General features: G+C 72.3%; 13 protein-coding genes and 1 pseudogene. 2 read left to right on the top strand and 12 right to left on the bottom strand.

The window, feature by feature from the left end:
• Positions 1-99 precede the first annotated feature (99 nt).
• Positions 100-1551 (bottom strand): RICIN domain-containing protein, encoded by a 1452-nt coding sequence (locus tag AB0A74_RS39490; RefSeq protein ID WP_358257862.1) that lies wholly within the window; start codon positions 1549-1551, stop codon positions 100-102.
• 246 nt (positions 1552-1797) lie between these two features.
• Between AB0A74_RS39490 and AB0A74_RS39485 the strand changes: the two genes are divergently transcribed.
• Positions 1798-3870: a cellulase family glycosylhydrolase gene (locus AB0A74_RS39485; protein WP_358257860.1), complete on the top strand. Its 2073-nt coding sequence runs from the start codon at positions 1798-1800 to the stop codon at positions 3868-3870.
• A 1-nt stretch (position 3871) separates the two neighbouring features.
• Here AB0A74_RS39485 and AB0A74_RS39480 read toward each other — a convergent pair.
• The 4 genes and pseudogenes from AB0A74_RS39480 to AB0A74_RS39465 form a co-directional block, all read right to left on the bottom strand.
• Positions 3872-4473 (bottom strand): annotated as a pseudogene (locus AB0A74_RS39480) (IS5/IS1182 family transposase).
• 200 nt (positions 4474-4673) lie between these two features.
• Complete coding sequence (locus AB0A74_RS39475; RefSeq protein ID WP_358257859.1) at positions 4674-5045, bottom strand: hypothetical protein; 372 nt, start codon at positions 5043-5045, stop codon at positions 4674-4676.
• A gap of 185 nt (positions 5046-5230) precedes the next feature.
• A complete protein-coding gene (locus AB0A74_RS39470) occupies positions 5231-5674 on the bottom strand; it encodes a roadblock/LC7 domain-containing protein (RefSeq protein WP_358257857.1) in 444 nt (147 codons plus the stop codon).
• 28 nt (positions 5675-5702) lie between these two features.
• Positions 5703-6482 carry a hypothetical protein gene (locus AB0A74_RS39465; RefSeq protein WP_358257855.1) on the bottom strand — a complete coding sequence of 260 codons (780 nt, stop codon included), beginning with the start codon at positions 6480-6482 and terminating at the stop codon, positions 5703-5705.
• Between the two features lie 434 nt (positions 6483-6916).
• Here AB0A74_RS39465 and AB0A74_RS39460 point away from each other — a divergent pair, with 434 nt between their 5' ends.
• Positions 6917-8260: a hypothetical protein gene (locus AB0A74_RS39460; RefSeq protein ID WP_358257853.1), complete on the top strand. Its 1344-nt coding sequence runs from the start codon at positions 6917-6919 to the stop codon at positions 8258-8260.
• Here the strand turns inward: AB0A74_RS39460 and AB0A74_RS39455 are convergent.
• From AB0A74_RS39455 to AB0A74_RS39425, 7 genes are all read right to left on the bottom strand, one after another.
• Positions 8220-9086: an alpha/beta hydrolase gene (locus tag AB0A74_RS39455; protein WP_358257852.1), complete on the bottom strand. Its 867-nt coding sequence runs from the start codon at positions 9084-9086 to the stop codon at positions 8220-8222. The genes AB0A74_RS39460 and AB0A74_RS39455 overlap by 41 nt on opposite strands.
• A 228-nt stretch (positions 9087-9314) precedes the next feature.
• On the bottom strand, positions 9315-12947 hold the full coding sequence (locus AB0A74_RS39450) for a hypothetical protein (protein ID WP_358257850.1): 3633 nt from the start codon (positions 12945-12947) through the stop codon (positions 9315-9317).
• Positions 12948-13293: 346 nt separating this feature from the next.
• The gene (locus AB0A74_RS39445) at positions 13294-14088 is read right to left on the bottom strand and encodes a phosphate ABC transporter ATP-binding protein (protein WP_358257848.1); all 795 of its coding nucleotides are present in this window, start codon (positions 14086-14088) and stop codon (positions 13294-13296) included.
• 9 nt (positions 14089-14097) lie between these two features.
• Positions 14098-14970, bottom strand: coding sequence for a class E sortase (locus tag AB0A74_RS39440; RefSeq protein ID WP_358257846.1), 873 nt, complete (start codon positions 14968-14970; stop codon positions 14098-14100).
• 3 nt (positions 14971-14973) lie between these two features.
• The gene (locus AB0A74_RS39435; RefSeq protein WP_358257844.1) at positions 14974-16146 is read right to left on the bottom strand and encodes a hypothetical protein; all 1173 of its coding nucleotides are present in this window, start codon (positions 16144-16146) and stop codon (positions 14974-14976) included.
• 26 nt (positions 16147-16172) lie between these two features.
• The gene (locus AB0A74_RS39430; protein WP_358257842.1) at positions 16173-16838 is read right to left on the bottom strand and encodes a hypothetical protein; all 666 of its coding nucleotides are present in this window, start codon (positions 16836-16838) and stop codon (positions 16173-16175) included.
• A partial coding sequence (locus AB0A74_RS39425; protein ID WP_358257840.1) for a DUF916 domain-containing protein occupies positions 16825-17838 on the bottom strand: 1014 nt, incomplete at its 5' end. The genes AB0A74_RS39430 and AB0A74_RS39425, both read right to left, overlap by 14 nt.

Genomic DNA, 17838 nt, shown 5'->3' with positions numbered 1-17838 from the left:
TCGGGCGGCGGCGCCCCCAACCCGCTGTGGCGCCGGCCCCCCCCCCCCGCCCCCGGGGGGGGGGGGGGGGGGCCCCCCCCCCGACGGCTCGGGCGGTGGTCAGTTCGCCGGGACGATCCGCCACATCTGGTTGGTGCTGTTGCTGTCGCCCCACTGGCCGAGGGCCGCGCCGCTCGTCGTGCGGCCCATGCCGTCGAGGTACAGGCCGGTCGCGCGGTTGCGGATGCGGATGTCGTTGCCGTTGGTGGTGCCGGTCAGGACGGTCCACTGCTGGTTGGTGCTCGTGCTGCCGGCCCACTGGCCCGCGTTGGAACCGTTGGCGGTGCGGCCCGCGCCGTCGAGGTACAGGCCGGTGGCGGCGTTCTTGATGCGCACGTGGCTGCCCGCGTTCTCGATGACCCATTGCTGTTCGGCACCGGTGCCGGCGGCGCGTTGACCGGCGGTCGAGCCGTTGGCGGTGCCGCCCAGGCCGTCCACGTACAGGCCGGTGGCGGCGTTGCGGATCTTGGCGACGGTCGTGCCGCCGTCCCCGATGCCCCACGCGTACCGCAGCCGCAGCAAACCGGACTCGTTGGTCGGCGACAGCCCGGTGCCGGTGCGGGTGGTCAGGCTGTACCAGTCGCCGTCGCGCAGGCCCGGCCAGTACACGCTGCCCATCCCCAGGCCGCGCAGCTTGGCGCTGACCCCGCGGACGTAGTCGGCCATGTACGACCCGCTGGGCACGCTGTAGTCCACGCGGTCGAAGTGCACGCCGTTCTTGGTGCCTGGGCTCATCGCGCCGCCCCACTCGGTGGCGATGGTGCGGTCGGCGAAGTCGCCGATGTAGCCGCCGAGGTGGTCGGCCCACTGGGTCTCGCTCTCGAACCCGGCGAAGAACGAGTAGTCGTGGACCGCGAGCAGCGTGCCGTCCAGCCGGCGGTCGCCGCCCACCGCGGGCACGTTCTGCGCCAACCCGGCCCCGTCCAGGATCACCCGGCCGCGCGGCACCGAGGGGTACCGGCCCAACCAGGTGGCGTACATGTTGTTCAGGTCGGTCGTGCCGTACCCGTGGGGTTCGTTGATGACCTCGAAATAGGCGTTCGGGTTGCCGCCGTACCGGGCGATCACCCGGTCCCACATCTGGTTGAACGCGGTGGTGTTCGGCGGCCTGCCCCCGGTGTGCGCCCAGTACGCGAGGATGACCTTGCCCTTGGTGAGCGCGGTGTCGATCGCCCCGGTGTAGGTGCCCCAGTAGTCGGCGACCGTGGGTTCGTTGATCGGCATCCGCACGGTGTTGGCGCCGGTGATCGCGTACAGCCCGCCGACCACCTGATCGGCGACGGCGGCGGCCGTGGCGTAGGTGTCGGTGGAGGCGAGCCCGGACACGTGAAGCACGCCGTTGACGAAGTTGTCCCTGGGATCGGCCCAGTTGACGCCCTTGAACTGGCTCGTGGACGCGCGTGCCGGCTCGGGGACGGCGGTCATGAGGCCGGCGACCAGCACCAGCAACGCCAATAGTCGCGACAACGGTTCCCGCCGCAAGGCGTGACCGTAGGGAGAGCGCTTGTCCATGGTGGCTCCGATCGACGTCGGTCGGCAGCTCAGCGAGCGCAAACGGTGCCGAGTATGCGGCATGTGCACGGTCACATCAACGCCGCCGGAACGGTCCCGGGCGGTTCGACGGGTATTTCGTCGATATCGATTCGAATTCCGCGTCGAGGAAATCCGGCACTGGTCGAAGCGCGTCGATTCCTTGCCCCCGCCGGGTGTTTCCCGGGAACCTCTGAACCGGACAGCCGCACGAGTGCGAGGGGCGTCATGGCGGGAATGCGCATCGGGGCGCGGTCGGCGCGCCATCGGATCGGGTTGGTGGCCGCCGCGGTGACCGCGCTGGCCACGAGCGTCGGGCTGATGGCGGTGGCGCAGGCGGAAGCCGCGCCGGGCTGCCGGGTCGACTACAAGGTGGCCAGTCAGTGGGCCGGCGGGTTCAGCGCCAACGTCAGCGTCACCAACCTCGGCGACCGCGTCGACGGCTGGCGGCTGGTGTGGACGTGGCCCTCCGGCCAGCAGGTCACCCAGGCGTGGAACGCGACGGTCACCTCCTCGGGCAGCCAGGCGACCGCGAGCAACGTCGGCTACAACGCCGTGATCGCGACCGGCGCGTCCGTGTCGTTCGGCTTCAACGGCTCGTGGACCGGCGCCAACACCGCGCCGTCGTCCTTCGCCCTCAACGGGGTCACCTGCGACGGCGGCACCACGACGACCACGACCGCCACCACCACGACCACGAACCCCGTGCCGGGCAACGCGATGGAGCAGGTCGCCGCCATGCAGCCGGGCTGGAACCTGGGCAACTCGCTGGACGCGACCGGGTCCGACGAGACGTCGTGGGGCAACCCGCGCATCACCGAAGCGTTGCTGGACAACGTGAAGGCGCAGGGCTTCAAGAGCATCCGCATCCCGGTGACGTGGGGCCAGCACCAGGGCGGCGCGCCGGGTTACACCATCGAGGCCGCGTACCTCGCCCGCGTCAAAGAGGTCGTCGGCTGGGCGCTCGCGGACGGCTTCCACGTGATGATCAACATCCACCACGACTCGTGGCAGTGGATCTCGGCCATGCCGAACGACCACGCCGGGGTGCTCGCGCGCTACAACGCGACCTGGACCCAGCTGGCCGCCGCGTTCCGGGACGCCTCGCCGAAGCTGGTCTTCGAAAGCGTCAACGAGCCGCAGTTCACCGGTGTGGATGCCGCCCGGGGCGACCAGTTGCTGCACGAGCTGAACACGTCGTTCCGCGACATCGTGCGCCGGTCGGGCGGCAACAACGCCGTCCGCCTGCTCGTGCTGCCCACCCTGCACACCTCCGGCGACCAGGCCCGGCTCGACGCGCTGGCCACGTCCATCACCGGCTACCGCGACCCGAACCTGGCCGCGACGATCCACAACTACGGCTACTGGCCGTTCAGCGTGAACGTCGCCGGCGGCACGCGCTTCGACGCCACCGCCCAGAAGGACCTCACCGACACGTTCGACCGCGCCCACACCACGTTCGTCGCGCGGGGTGTCCCGGTGGTCCTCGGCGAGTACGGCCTGCTCGGCTTCGACCGGCACACCGGGACCATCCAGCAGGGCGAGAAGCTGAAGTTCTTCGAGTACCTCGGCCACTACGCGCGCATGAAGAAGATCACGACGATGCTGTGGGACAACGGCCAGCACTTCGGCCGCACGTCCTTCCAGTGGAGCGACCCGGAGCTGATCGCGCAGATCAAGTCGAGCTGGACGACCCGTTCCGGCACCGCGTCCGCCGACCAGGTGTTCAGCGCCCGTTCCTCGGCCGTCACGGCGAAGAGCTTGACGCTCAACCTCAACGGGACGTCGTTCGCGGGCCTGAGCCAGGGCTCGACGGAGCTGGTGCGCGGCACCGACTACACCGTCTCCGGCGACCAGCTCACGCTCACCGCGTCGGCGATGACCAGGCTGAGCGGATCACGCGCGTACGGCACGAACGCCGTGCTGCACGCCCGGTTCTCCCAAGGCGTGCCGTGGCGGATCAACCTCATCACGCACGACACACCGGTGCTGGGCGACGCCACCGGGACCACGAGTGCGTTCCGCATCCCGACGACCTTCCGCGGCGACCTGCTGGCCACCATGGAGGCGAAGTACGCGGACGGCACCAACGCCGGTCCGCACAACTGGACCTCCTTCAAGGAGTTCGACCGCACGTTCGCCCCGGACTACGCGGGCGGCGCCACCACGCTCACGTCGGACTTCTTCGCCGAGGTGAACGACAACGCCCGGGTGACGCTGACGTTCCACTACTGGAGCGGCGCGCGGGTCACCTACTACGTCACCAGGTCGGGCAGCACGGTCACCGGCACGACCGGCTGAGTTAGAGCTCCTGACGCAATGACCGGTGGCGTTCGAGTCGTCGCCAGCAGATGATCGAGCAGGCGAGGCTGAGGAAGGCCTCGTGGATGTCGTCGCGGACTTCCCAGCGGATGCGCAGGCGGCGGAACCAGTGCAGCAGCGCCAACGTCTGCTCGACAACCCAGCGGTACACGCCCAGACCGGAGCCGTGCTCGACACCGCGACGGGCGATGACCGGCCGGATACCCCTGACCCGGAGCTCCCGCCGGTACTTGTCGTGGTCGTAGGCCCGATCGGCGAACAGCCGGTCGGCCCTACGACGTGGCCGTCCCACCCGTCCGCGCACTGGCGGACTCGGCCATGTTTTGGGCCGCCCTTCACCGCCCGCACCGGCGAGGAGTCCACCACCGCCCGCGACCAGTCCAACGCTCCCGCCGCCCGCAACCGGGCCAACAACAGCTCGTGCAGCTGCAGCCACACGCCCGCGGCATTCCAGTCCCGCAACCGCCCCGCCGCCAACCGCCTACGACAGGGATACCGGAACCGCCGCTCGACCTTCGGCAGCAGCGGCTCGATCAGCTCCCACAGCTCGTCCTCGACCTCCCACGGCCGACGCCGGGCCACACCAACCTCCCCGCCGGACAACACTCCACCCGACAAGACCACAGCACAACCAAGATCATTCTGTTAGAAGTTCTCAGGAGGTCGCTCCCCCGGCGGACGGCTCTGCGCCGGGGCCGGTGCGGCGGTCGTGGTTGCGCGCTCGGTTGTCCGGTGTGCGGCTGCCACCCGACGACCGCCGCCGCCGGCGGGCTCCGGACCGGCTACACCTGTAAGTCGGACTCGATGCGCTTGAGGTGGTGCCGGGCCAGGGCGAGGTTCGCGACCTCTCTCTCCAGCACCAGGTACAGGAACAGCGAGCCCCTGGACCGGACCCCGCCCATCAGCCGGATCAGGTGGTACTGGCGGTGCAGCGTGATCAGGATGTCCTCGATGCTGTCGCTGAGCCCGAGCATCGAGATCACCCGGAGCTTCGACCGGACGACCTCGGTGTTGCCGGCCGCCGCGACCTCCAGGTTGAGCCAGTCACCGCCGCCGCCGGTGCCGAGCGACATCCCGCTGTCGTAGTCGACCAGCGCCACACCGACGGCGCCGGTGATGGACATGGCTTCTTTCAACGCGGTGTCGATGTTCATCGAGTTCCACTTCTCCGTGTCTGTGTCAGTGTCGTTCGGGGATGGGGACGGCGGGGCGGATCGCCCGCGCCTCGGCCGTGCGCGAACGCGTCGCCACGCGGACGCCATGGGCGAGAGCAATGCACCAAGCGTGAACATGTGCGGTGACCGGTGCCCTCTCGGGAAGACGGGTGCCCGGGTTCTCGTCAAGGGCTTCCGGCGAGGCTGGCTTCGACCTTCGCGCCGACGTGGCCCCTGCCGTCGTGGGGCGGACGACCCGCGGGCGGGGTGAGGATCGCGCCGATCCGTTCGATCACCGGCCGGGACTCGTAGAGCAGGCGGCCGAGGTTCAGCCCCCGGTCGCCGAGCACGACCATCAGCGACATCCGGCTGATCGCGTAGACGGCCATGTAGCCCTCGCTGCCGAACACCACGGTCTGGCTGAGCGCGCCCAGCCCGATCACCTCCGCCGCCTGGCGCGCGATGCCGTGGTCGGCCGCCGCGAGCGCGGAGATGTGCGCGGGGTCGACGGACCTCGCCACGTCGGCGATGATCGGTATCCCGTCCGACGCGGCTATCACCGTGTCGGTGATCCCGGGGACGTTCTCGCGGAGCGTCCGCAACTCGGCGGCCAGGGCGTCGTAGTCCACCACGTTTCCTTTCATGCGTTTGCGCGGCTCATGACGAGTGGTCGGCCCCTGATGGCCGCAAAGGGCCCCACATGGACCGCCCCGGGCGACGGGTGGGCAGCGGACCCGTCCGGTCGTCGCCACGACCGGCGGCCCGTCCCGGTCCCGTCCGCGGGCGCAGGGAGGTCAGGTCCCAGCGGGTGGGGCTGAACGACGTCTCGGGCGGGGCGATCTCCAGCAGTTCTTCCCCGAGCATCCGGGAGACGGCGACGGTCACCGCGTACAGGCCCCGGCCGACGACGAAGGCGATGTCCCGCGCGGTGCGCCTGCCGGTCGCGTGGACGACGATCTCCCGCTGGTCCGGGGTCAGGCCGGCCAGGTCCACGCCGCCCGTCGGCACCACCCGGTCCCGAAGCGGCGACACGGGGAACGGGAGGGACGCGACCGCGTCCAGTCGGCGGGCCGTGTCCGACAGCAGGGACTCCGGGGCGACACCGTCGGCCGCGGTCAACAGGGGCGCGTCGACGGCGTCACCGACGACGCACCGCTCGACGCCGCCGACGGCGACGGCGAACGCCCCGTCCTGGACGACAGCCGACGTGAGCACCTGGATCTCGGTGGCCCCGAGGGCGCCACGACCGACGAGCGCCGCGTGGAGGGACCGCCTCTCGACGCTGTCCGCCAGAGCCGCGTTCCAGTCCTGAGTGCCGATCCTGCCCGACCCCAGGAGCAACGCCTCCACCCCGGGCGAGCCGGGGCTGTCCACCGCGATCACCAGGCCGTCGCGCAGGTGGAAGGTCCCACCCGCATCGCCGACGACGTGCACCATTCCGGTGATCCGGTCGTTGTGGCACTGCGTCAAGGCGCACGCGAGGACGTCGAACGCAGCTCGATGGTCGCGTCTCAGAAGTCACTCCGAGTGAATTCGGGTTTGCAGAGCGGATTTCCCGGGCCGGCCGATCGGAACCACTTCCCCGCCCAAGGCCGACCGCCCGCGGTACTTCTTACCGGTTCTTCCGCACAACCACGTCGAGTGTCACTCGATCGAGTGAAGACCCTATTCCTCTGTAACGAAAACAAGTCCCTCACCCGGACTTCGGTGCCGGAGGTCTCCATCGGGTGATCCTGGGGCGAGGCGGTGTCGCTGGGCCGCCCTCGGCCACCCTGGGCACAGGTCGTCTTCGCGCTTGTGCGCCGCAATGGGGAGGTGGAAGGCCCGTGCGTCGACATGCCTCCGCGGCTGCGACACCGGCGTCGGGTGTGGTGGCCGACGTCCCACTCGTGGACCCCGACCGGGACCTGGTGGTCGTGCCGGGCGGGCGCGGGTCGGACGGCGGGGTGGTGGCGCGGGCGTTCCGGGACGTCAAGGCCGCGGTCGCGCGGCGGAGGCTGACCATCGGCGGATCCGACACGGTGGACCGCGACGACATGCTCTTCCCGGTGGGGCCGGCGGTCACGGTGCTGCACCCGGACGCGGAGCCGGAGCTGCGCAGGCGGGTGCACGTGGTCGTGCGGTGCCTCCAGCGGGTGGTGCGCCGTTACGCCGGCGACCCGCGGTTGCAGGAGTTCCTGGCCGTGCCGGAGGTGCTGCGCCGGTGGATCGTGCGCCACCCGGACCCCCGGTCGCTGACGATCGACTACTGCCGGTTGGACGTCCTGGGCAACAGCCTGGGCACCGCGCGGGTGCTGGAGTTCAACGCCAGCAGCCCCGGTGGGGTGGTCCTGTCGGGCATGGTCAACCGGCTGTGGCGCGAGTCCGCGTTGGCGGAGGTGCTGGGGAGCTGGCGGCTGCCGCCGGCGCCGTTCGAGCACCGGGGCTGGTTCGCCGACTGGCTACTGGACCACGGCCGCCGGCACGGCGTGCCCGAAGACGACACGCGTCCCGTCGGGCTGTTCCACGCTCTGAAAAGTTCCAAGCACGAATTCGCGCAAATCTGCGCGCAACTGCGCGCTCGGGGCCGGGAACCGGTGGAATTGCAACCGTGCGACGTGGCGCGCAGCCGCGAAATGCGCCTGGGTTACCTCAAGTACATCCCGATCGAGCCCGCCGAGGTGACGGGTTGGGACGATTTCTGCGCCCGGATGACCAGCGGCGACCTGGTGGTGCCCAACGCTTTGGCCGAACGGTGGATCGCGGAGAACAAGCTGTGCCTGGCCGTGCTGTCCGACCCGAGGTTCCGGGACCTGTTCACGCCGGCCGAGCGGGCGGCCCTGGACGCGCTGGTGCCGCGGAGCCGCAAACTGGGCGACGGGATCAGCCCGGCCGAGGCCGTCGCGGAACGCGGTCGCCTGGTCCTGAAGCAGCCGTACAGCCACCGCGGCGAGTCGGTGGTCATCGGCGCGGACACCCCCGCCGAGCACTGGTCGTTCCTGGTGCACGACCCGGGCCACCGGGGCTGGCTGATCCAGGAACGCGTCGAACCGTTCCGCTTGAACACCCCGCACGGCCCGTGCTTCCGCGACCTGGTGATCCCGGTTTTGGAGGGACGGGTCATCGGCTACGGCTCACGACTGAGCCACAACCCCGTCCTCAACGTGGCCCGCGGCGGCCAAGTCCCCGCGGTCTTCACCCCACACCCGCTGGACCTCGCCGGCCGGGAGGGTTAGCCGATCCGCACAGGAACTCGACGATGGCGGCGTGGAAAGCGGGATCACCGCCCACAGTGCCGTGATCACCGGCCACCACGCGAAGCCGTGCCCCGGGAATCGCGTCGGCCAGGACGTGGGGCCGCACGGCAAGCGGGTCGTCGTCCCCGGCGATGACCAGCGTGGGTGCGGTGATGGCGGCAAGGTCCACCCCGCCCTGGTAGGCGACCCGAGCGTGCGCGGCCAACGAGGCCAGGTCCGCCCCCACCGCCACCGCGAACTCCCGCATCCCCGCGACCTCGGGCGGCAACACCCCGGGGTCCTCGGCGAGAAGCGCATCGGCCAACAGCCCATTGGACAGGACCCGCGTATCCACACCCCCGGCCTCAACCACCCCAGCCCCGACGCCACCAACGACCAGCCGACGCACGGCGGGTTCCTGCACAGCGGTGAGCAGAGCGACGACGGCACCCATGGAGTAGCCGACAAGGTCCACGGCAGGCACCCCAAGCACGGCAACAACAGCCCGCAGGTCACGAGCCATACGCGGTTCGCCGTAACGAGCAGGATCCGCCGACTTGCCCGACCGCCCGTGGCCACGGGCATCGACACCGACAACGCTGCGACCGGCGGCGATGAGGGCGGCGACGGTGCCACGACTGGCCCAGTCGATGAGGGTGTCGGCACCGAAACCGTGCTGCAGCACGACGGGGACGGGGTGCGGGTCGGTGCCGGGACCCCAGTGGTGGTAGGCGATTTCAGTGCCGTCATCAACCACCAGGGTCGCGGTGCGAGGCGCGCCGGCGGCACCCACCCGCGCTCGGGCCGCAGCGGGGGAATCGGTCATGGAGGTGTCTCCAGGGGTTCCGTGGCGGTGTGGTCATCGAGACTGTCGAAGGGCACGTCGGGGCTGCGGATGGCCAGGGTGGCCGACGCGGGCGTTCCAACGGAAGGGCCCCTCTCCCGCCTTGCACACCAGCCCCCGGAGGGGACTGACCGGATTCGCGCCCACGACTCGGGGATGATGCCGCACGACCCGCCCACCCCCCGGCGGGACGGGTCGTGCGGCGCGGCGCTAGCAGGGCTGGCCGCCGTCCGGGGTCGGGTTGGCGTGGACGAATTCGCACAGCCTGGATGCGAGGTCCTCCGGTTCCAGGTTCCACAGGCGCAGCAGGCCGGCGTCGTCCACGGTCGCGAGCGTGCGGCCGTCCGGGCTGAACCCGAGGCCGTGCACCGTCCCGCCGCGCGTGGTCAGCTCGGCCAGCTTGGCGCGGCCGGGGACGTCCCACAGGACGACCGTGCCGGGCCCGTGCGCGGTGGCCAGGGTGCGGCCATCCGGGCTGTGGGTCGGTTCGCGGGCCATGTCGCCCTGCCACGGCAGGGTGGACTCCTGTCCCGTGCCGAGGTCGCGGATCCTGAGCGCGCCGTCCAGGCCGGCCGCGGCCAGGGTGGTCAGGTCGGGGCTCAGGCTCGCCCGGGTGACGCGCGCACCGCCCTCCGCGACCGCCGCCTGGCCGCCCGCCAGGTCCAACCTGCGCACGACGCTGTCGGCCCGCACCGCCTCCAGCGACCGGCTGTCGGGGCTGAACCGGACCGCGACGAACGGCAGTGCCTCCGGCGCCAGCCGGGTCTCCTCGCCGGACCCCAGGTCGCGCACCGACACCCGGCCGTGCACCTGCGCGACGGCGATCTTCCGGCCGTCCGGGCTGATCTCCAGCGCCCACGCGAACCCGTCGTCGTCCACCGCGGCGGTCTGCGCGCCGGTGGCCACGTCGTACAGGCGCACGCCGTCTCCCCTCGACGCGACGGCCACGGTCCGGCCGTCCGGCGTGAACGCGATGCCGCGCACGGCGCCGCGCACCTCGATCACGGCACCCTGCGCCCGGGTCGTGACGTCCCACAGCCGCACACCGTCCAGGCCGGCGGTCGCGACCGTGCGGCCGTCGGGGCTGAAGCGCACGTGGACCGGCGGCTGGTTCGGGCTGGGCGCCAGGACCGCGCGGTCGAAGTCCCACAGGGCGGCGGAGTGGTCCGCGCTGGCGGTGACGAGGGTGCGGCTGTCGGGGGTGAACGCGAGGTCGTAGACGAAACCGGCGTGGCCGCCGACGGTGGCGATCCCGCGGTGGTTGGCCGCGTCCCACAGGTCCGTGGTGTTGCGTCCGCGCGTGGTGGTCGCGAAGCGGCGGCCGTCCGGGCTGAAGGCGACCGCCGAGACGCCGCCGGCCCCGGTGTCGACGGTGGCGGTGCGGCTGCCGGTGGCGGTGTCCCACAGGTCCAGTTCGGTGAGCCGACTGGTGGCCAGGGTGCGGCCGTCGGCGCTGAGGGCCATGCTCATCTCGGTGCGGGTGGCGCCGGGCAGCGTCAGGACCCGGCTGCGGGCGGGCAGGTCCCACACGTGCACGCCGGCGTGGTCCGCGACCGCGGCGTGGCGGCCGTCGCGGCTGACCTCGACGAGCCGCATGTCGTCGCTGCCGACGGTGAACCGGCCGGTCTCGGCCCCGGAGCCGACGTCCCACGTCCGGGCCGTCCCGTCTTCGAGCACGGCGGTGAACGCCGACCCGTCGGGGTGGAGGGCCGCGCCCATGACACCGCCGACGGTGAAGGACCGGGTCGTGCGACGCGTCTCGACGTCCCACAGGATCACGGAAGTCGAGCCCGAGGCGAGCAGCGCCCGGCCGTCCGGTGCGAACGTCAACGCCGCCGGGGCGCCCCTGCCGGTGGCGAACGACGCGGTCTCGCCCCGGCCGTCGAGGTCCCACAGCCGGACCAGGCCGGACTCGTCGGCCGTGGCGACCCGCCTCCCATCCGGGCTGGTGGCCACGCGGGCGACGATGCCGGTGTGCCCGGACAGCCGGCGCACCAGCGGGCCGGCCTGGGCGCTGAGCACGGCGCCGCGCGCCTCGGGTGTCGGGGCGGCGCGCCACGCCTGGACGGCCAGCGCCATCGACCGCTCCGGCTGCACGACGGCCAGTTCGGCGGACTTCGCCGCCAGGTCCCGGGACAGCATGACCTGGTGCTGGGCGAGCACCGTGTCCTGCCGGTGCACGGCGGCGGTCCCGGCGGCCACCGCGAGGCAGGCCACGACGGCCAACGACCCGGTCAAGGTCCACAGCCCGCGGACCCGTCGGCGCGCCGACCGCCGCTCGTCGGCCTCGGCGGCGGCGCCGGCGTCCACGAACTGCTGCTCGGCCGGGGTGAGCGCGGTGTGGGCGGTGGCACGCCAGTCGCGGACGGCGGCCAGTTGCGCGCCCCGGTACAGCGCGCCGGGATCGCGGCCCAACGCCTCCCAGTTCGCGGTGGCGTCGGTGAGCCGGCGGTGGGTGCGCAGGTCGTCGCGGTTGTCGGCGAGCCAGGCGCGCAGCCGGGGCCAGGACCGGATCAGGGCTTCGTGGGCGATCTCCACGGTGTCCTGGTCCAGGGTGATCAGGCGGGCGGCGGCCAGCGCGTCGAGCACGTCGGTGGTGGCGGGGTCGTCCAGGTCCAGTTCCGCGCGGTCGATGCGGCGACGGGTGTCCTCGGTGCCCTCGCCCAGGGCGGTCAGCCGCAGGAAGACGTCCGCGGCGATCCGCCGGCGGTCGGCGTCGAAGGCGGTGTAGGCGCGTTCGGCGGTTTGGGCCACGGCCCCGTCCAGGCCGCCGGCGGCGTGGTAGCCGGCCAGGGTGAGGGTGTTGCCGCGCCGCCGCCGCCAGGTCTCGGCCAGCACGTGCGACATCAGCGGCAGCGCGCCCGGGCGTCCGACCATCTCGCTGACCATGGTCGAGACCAGGGCCGTCTCGACCGCGCACTGGGCGCGCTGGGCGGGCCGGGTGATCGCCGCCCGCAGTTCCTCGGCGGCCATCGGGGTGATCAGGACTTGGGCGTCGGCAAGGGCCTCGACCAGGTCGGGGTGTTCGGCGCAGCGGGCGTAGAAGTCGGCGCGCACACCGATCACGACGCGGGTGCGGCTGCCCGGCGCCTGGACCGCGGCCAGCAGCACGGCGATGAACCAACTGCGCTTGGCCGGGTCGGGGCACAGGGTGAAGATCTCCTCGAACTGGTCCACCACCAGCGTCACATCGACGTCCGCGGGGTCGTCGGCCAACCGCCGGCAGACGGCGCGGTGGAGGTGCCGGGGGTCGGCGGACAACGCGGCCAGGACGTCGTCCACCGGTTCGCGCACCAGGACGGCCAGGTGCCGGGCGCACGCCTCCACCGGCCGCTCGCCGGGCGTGAACAGCAGCGGGGGCGGACCGGTGAGGGCGGGCACCAGCCCGGCCCGCAGCACCGACGACTTGCCGCTGCCCGACGCGCCGAACACGGCCAGGAACCGTCGCCGGGCCAGCACCCCGACCAACTCCCCGACCAGCCGTTCCCGGCCGAAGAACCGGTCGGCGTCGGCGGGCTGGAAACTGGCCAGCCCGAGGTACGGCGGCGTGCTCTCCTCCTCGCGGTCGGCCGCCGCGGCCACCTCGGCGGCCACGGCCTCCCACCGGGCCTGCCACTCGGCGACGTCCCCACCGCACGCCCGCACGTAAGCCAGGACCACGGGCAGCGTGGGCACCTTGCGCCCGCCCGCGGCCTCGGACAACGCCGTGACGGAGTAGTTGGCCCGCCGAGCCAACTCCCGGTACCCGGGACTCCCGGCGGCCCGCCGCAACTCGCGCAACTCCCCCGCGAACCGCAACAACGCGTCCCCACCAGCCCCCAACGGACGCTCAGGTCTCGGCACCACGACCTCCTCGCTGGATCACCTGCCGAGATCGATCATGTCGCCGGGCCACCGGGGCGGGAACCCCCCGTTGTCCGTCGTTGTTTGTCCACGCCACGCGCCCCGAGGTGGACAACTCGTCGATGACGAGTCGGCGGCGAGCGGCGCGTTTCGCGACCCGGAGGAGGTCTCGGCGGGCCGGTTGGCTCAGGTGTGGCGGATGCGGCGCGGTCGGGGTGCAAACGGCGCGAGGATCAACGCGAGAGTTTGACCAGTCTCTCTCGCGCCTCGGCGTTCTTCGGCAACAAGCCTGCGCCCGTCATGCCGGACAACGCCGTGTGTCGGCTTGGGCGGTCGGAGCGCTGGTTCAGCCGAAGCGGCCGTGGACGTAGTCCGCTGTGCGTTGGTCGGATGGCGCGTCGAAGATCGTCTTGGTGGGGCCGGCTTCCACGATGACGCCCGGGGTGCCCTGTTCGGCCAGGAAGAACGCGCACTGCTGGGACACCCTCGCCGCCTGTTGCATGTTGTGGGTGACGATCACGATGGTGACCTCGTGGGCCAGTTCGGCGATGGTCTGCTCGATCCTCCTCGTGGACGTCGGGTCCAGGGCCGAGCACGGCTCGTCCATCAGCAGGACCCTCGGGCGGACCGCCAGCAACCGCGCGATGCACAGGCGCTGTTGCTGGCCGCCCGACAGCGCGCCGCCGGGTTGGCGGAGCCGGTCGCGGACCTCGTTCCACAGGCCCGCCTTGGTCAGGCACTCCTCGACCAGCGCGTCCTTCTCCGACCGCCGGGCCCGCGTGCCGGTGAGCTTCAGGCCGGCCAGCACGTTGTCGTAGATGGACATCGCGGGGAACGGGTTGGGCTTCTGGAACACCATGCCGATCTCGCGGCGGGCCTCGGTCAGCTTGCGGCCGGCGTCGTAGATGTCGCTGCCGAACAGGAGCACCTCGCCCGCCAGCGACGCCGAGGGCACCAGTTCGTGCATCCGGTTGAGGATGCGCAGGAACGTGGACTTGCCGCAGCCCGACGGCCCGATCAGCGCGGTCACCGAGCCGGCGGGCATCGCCAGGGACACCCGGTCCAGCACCTTGCGGTCGCCGAACCAGGCGGAGACGGATCTCGCGTCCAGGGCGGCGACAGCGGTCATCGTGAGCGTCATGGGACTTCCTCAGATCAGGTTGGGCAGGAGGGGCGCGGCGTGGTCGGCGAGCGTGAGCCCGAGCGCGCCCAGCAGCGGCACGCCGACGACCCACGCGTGCCACCGCCCGACCCGCTGGTGCAGCACGACGACGGCGAACGCGGCCACCGCGAGCACCACCGCCCACAGCGCCACCGGCACCAGGGCGTCGGCGTCACCGGCCAGCACGCGCTCGTTGTCCGGCACCGCGAACGCGGGCACCGCGCCGGAACCCGGCTGGACGGGCGTGGTCAGCCGCGCATCGACCCACAGCGCGTCCGTGGGCAGGAAGTACGGGCCGTCGGCGGTGACCAGGGTCAACCGGCCCCGGCCGGCCCGCGGGACGTGCCGGTCCGGGTCGCCCGCGCGCCGCACGCCCTGGACGACGTACCGGTGCACGCCCTGGCCCGTGGTGACGGTAAGCTGGTCGCCGGCCTTGAGCTGGTCGAGCTGCGCGAAGGGACCGCCGTAGCCGGCGCGCCGGCCGAGGACGACGCTGGAGCCCTCCTGGCCGGGCAGCGGCGTGTCGCGCAGGTGGCCGGGGCCGGACTTGAGCGCACGCGCGGACGTGCCCTCCCCCACCACCTCGCGGACGCCCAGGCGCGGGATCTCCAGGATCGCGACCGGCGTGCCGGTGTCGAGCAGTCGCCCTTCGTCGTCCAGGGCGGCGACGGGGGCGGTGGCGTTGGCCAGCAGGGTCCGCAGCTCGTCGTGGGCCCGGGCCTGGTCGCGGTCGTGTTCGAGCGTGCCCAGGGCGGCGAACTGGGCGACGAAGCACAGCAGCAGGGCACCGAGGATCGCCGCCATCTGCCCGGCCGACCGCAGCCCGGGCCGCCGCGCGGGTCGTTGCACCGCCTGGGTCACGGGTCAGGCCTTCCTGCGCGCGGCGACGAAGGCGAGGCCGCCGGCGGCCACCAGCAGCACTCCGAGCAGCACCGCGAGCCCGACGTCCACACCCGTGTCCGCGAGGCCGTCGGCCTGGGTGGTGTCGGCGGGGTCCTGGGTCGGGTCGGTGGTCGGCTCGACGTACGGGGTGGTGGTCGTCGTGGTCGAGCCGCTGGTCGATGGTGTCGTGGTGGTGGTCTGGACGGGGCCGACCACACTCCAGTCGGTGGCGCTGGAGAACTTGAGGCCCACGCTGAAGGTCCGCAGGATCGTCACGCCGAACGCGTCCACGCAGTGGACCCGGACGGTGTAGTCGCCGGGCTGGATCGTGGTCTGGGCGTCGTCGGCGATGTCCTTGAAGGTCAGGCCCTGCACGACCGGGATCGGACTCGTGGTGGAGAAGCCGACGTCCGTGGTGGCGCTGCCCAGGAGGCCGTTCGCGAAGCCGCCGGGGCCGACGATGTCGAGGTAGACGCCGGCCGAGTCGGTGGTGCAGCCGGTGGAGGTCGTGTAGGTGGGGGCTTCGACGTCCTTGCCGCTTTGGCGGTCCACGGTGAGCGTGTACTGGCCCGGGTTCGACGTCGTGGTCGTGGTCGTGGTCGTCGGCTCGGTCGTCGTGGTGGTCGTGGTCGTGGTCGTGGGCTCGGTGGTGGTCGTTGACGTCGTGGTGGTGGTCGTGGCGTTGGGGTCCGTCGGCTGGTAGTGCGTGGCGTCGGTGAACCACAGGTCTGTGGTGAAGGTGCCCTTGACCTCCGTGGTGAAGCTGTCCACGCAGTTCAGCACCACGGTGAACTTCCCGGGCGTGATGGTGGTGCTGTTGTCCAGCGCGATGTCCTTGAACGACCACTGCTGCACCGCCGTGAACGGGGACGTGCTGGAGAAGCCCACGTCCGTCGAACCGGCGGCCAACAAGCCGTTGGAGAACCCGCCCGGGCCGTGCACGAACAGGTTGTAGCCGTCCGAGTCGGCCGAGCACGCGGCGGAGGTCTGGTAGGTCGGGGCCTGCACGTCACGGCCGGTGGCCGGGGTGGCGGCCAGCGATCCCAGCGTCACCACCGGGGGTTCGGCCTGGCCGGGTGCCGCCGCGAGGACCACCGCGGCGCCGACCGCGGCCAGTACCGCCGCCGTGGCCGCCACCAGTTGGCGCTTGCGCATGGGAGCTTCCTCCGTGTTCAGGGGCTTCAGTCGGCGGGCGAACGGCGGCGGCGCAGGGCGGACCCGGCCGCGATCACCGCGACACCGCCGACGACCCCGATCGCGAGGTACAGGAACGGTTGCCCGCCACCGGTTTCCGCCGGAGCAGCGGCGGCGGTGGGCGTGGAGTCAGGTGCGGGAGGCGGGGTGTCGGTCGGCCGGCCCACGGGCGGGTCGGCGGGCACGATCAGGGGCGCGCTGGGCCGCTGCGGACCCTTGGCCGCCCCGACCGCCACGTACCGGGCGGGTTCGACGAAGTCCAGCGTGCCGGTGAACTCGCCGTGACTCTCCTGCGTGAACGGGTCGATGCAGTGCAGGACGATGTCGTAGCGCCCGGTGAAGGTGACGTTGTTGTCGGCCGCGAAGTCCCTGAACGTCAACGCCATCGGCACCTCGAACGGTCCGTCGTGGGACAGCCCGACGTCACCGTTCGGCACGATCACGAGCCCCTCGGCGGGCAGTCCGGCACCGCGCATGGTCGCGTAGTACGCGGCGGACTGCGCGGGACAGCCGGCCGTGGTGCCCAGGCGCACGGGCGCGGCGTCCTTGGATTCGCCCGGCGTCACGACGACCTCGCCCAGCGGAGCCGCCTGCGCGAGACCACCGCCGGGAATCAGCAACAGCAGTCCGAAGATCGCACTACGCAGCAACATGTTCGACCTCCGGCTCGGGCGTGACAGGACCGCGCGGACGGCGCAACCGCCGGTACAGCACGAAACCCACCACCAGCAGCAGCGCCACGACCAGCAGCCACGGCACGGCGGCGGTGGTCACGCTCGCGTCCACGGCCGCCGGGGGCTCGGTGCCGGTCGGCGCGACGGGCTCGACGTGCACCCGACCGGTCAGCCACCCGGCGGGCAGCACGTCCGGCACGACGGTCGTCACCCGGAAAGTGTTGCCCGGCAACAACTCGGGCAGGTCGCCCAGGTTCGGGGCGTCGAGGGAGGTGCCCCAGGGCGTCTCCACGCGGACGCTCTGCTTGCCGCCGAGCCGCACGTTGCCGGAGTTGCGCACGACGTAGCTCACGGTCGTGTCGCCGCGGCCGAAGAAGGAGCCGTCGTAGGACGCGCTCAGGTCCTCGATGCTCAGCGCTGGGTCGAGGTCCCCGGAGACCCGCAGGTAGACGCGGGCTCCCACGCGCTGTTCGACGGCCACGCGCTGGCCGTCCGCGCCGGTGGCCTCGGTGGTCAGGGAGGCGACGATGCCGCCGGTGTGGTCGCCGGGGGACGCGTTGGTGGGCACGCTCAGCGTGAAGGGCACGATCGCCGTGCTGCGCGGGGCGAGGTGGACCTGGGTGGTGTCCAGGACCGACCAGCGGCCGACGTCCACCGGGTCCTTGCCCGCCGCCAGCAGGTCGAAGCCGCCGTCGGGGGTGTTGAAGGCGTCGGAGGCGTAGACGCGGAGGGTGACCGGGTCGTGGGAGAGGTTCGACACGGCCACGTGGTCGCGCACCACCGCGCCGGGGGTGGCGCTGTAGCTGAAGTTGTTGCGGGTGTCCGGCGCTTGAGCGGTAGCGGGCCGCACACCAAAGGTCGCCGGACCACCCGCCGAGCCGCCTGCCGCGCCCGCCGAGCCGCCTGCCGCGCCCGCCGAGCCGCCTGCCGCGTCCGCCGCGCCGGTGGCCGAGCTGCCCGCCGAGCCCGCCGCGCCGAG

Source organism: Saccharothrix sp. NPDC042600, assembly GCF_040647305.1.
Classification (GTDB): Bacteria; Actinomycetota; Actinomycetes; order Mycobacteriales; family Pseudonocardiaceae; genus Actinosynnema; species Actinosynnema mutabilis.
This window is presented reverse-complemented; position numbering and strand designations above follow the sequence as displayed.

Bases quoted from the DNA above. Each gene is read 5' to 3' on its own strand.
- AB0A74_RS39435 (WP_358257844.1), bottom strand. From the start codon at position 16,146: ATGCGCAAGCGCCAACTGGTGGCGGCCACGGCGGCGGTACTGGCCGCG.
- AB0A74_RS39455 (WP_358257852.1), bottom strand. From the start codon at position 9,086: ATGACCGATTCCCCCGCTGCGGCCCGAGCGCGGGTGGGTGCCGCCGGC.
- AB0A74_RS39485 (WP_358257860.1), top strand. From the start codon at position 1,798: ATGGCGGGAATGCGCATCGGGGCGCGGTCGGCGCGCCATCGGATCGGG.
- AB0A74_RS39465 (WP_358257855.1), bottom strand. From the start codon at position 6,482: ATGGTGCACGTCGTCGGCGATGCGGGTGGGACCTTCCACCTGCGCGAC.
- AB0A74_RS39445 (WP_358257848.1), bottom strand. From the start codon at position 14,088: ATGACGCTCACGATGACCGCTGTCGCCGCCCTGGACGCGAGATCCGTC.
- AB0A74_RS39490 (WP_358257862.1), bottom strand. From the start codon at position 1,551: ATGGACAAGCGCTCTCCCTACGGTCACGCCTTGCGGCGGGAACCGTTG.
- AB0A74_RS39475 (WP_358257859.1), bottom strand. From the start codon at position 5,045: ATGAACATCGACACCGCGTTGAAAGAAGCCATGTCCATCACCGGCGCC.
- AB0A74_RS39430 (WP_358257842.1), bottom strand. From the start codon at position 16,838: ATGTTGCTGCGTAGTGCGATCTTCGGACTGCTGTTGCTGATTCCCGGC.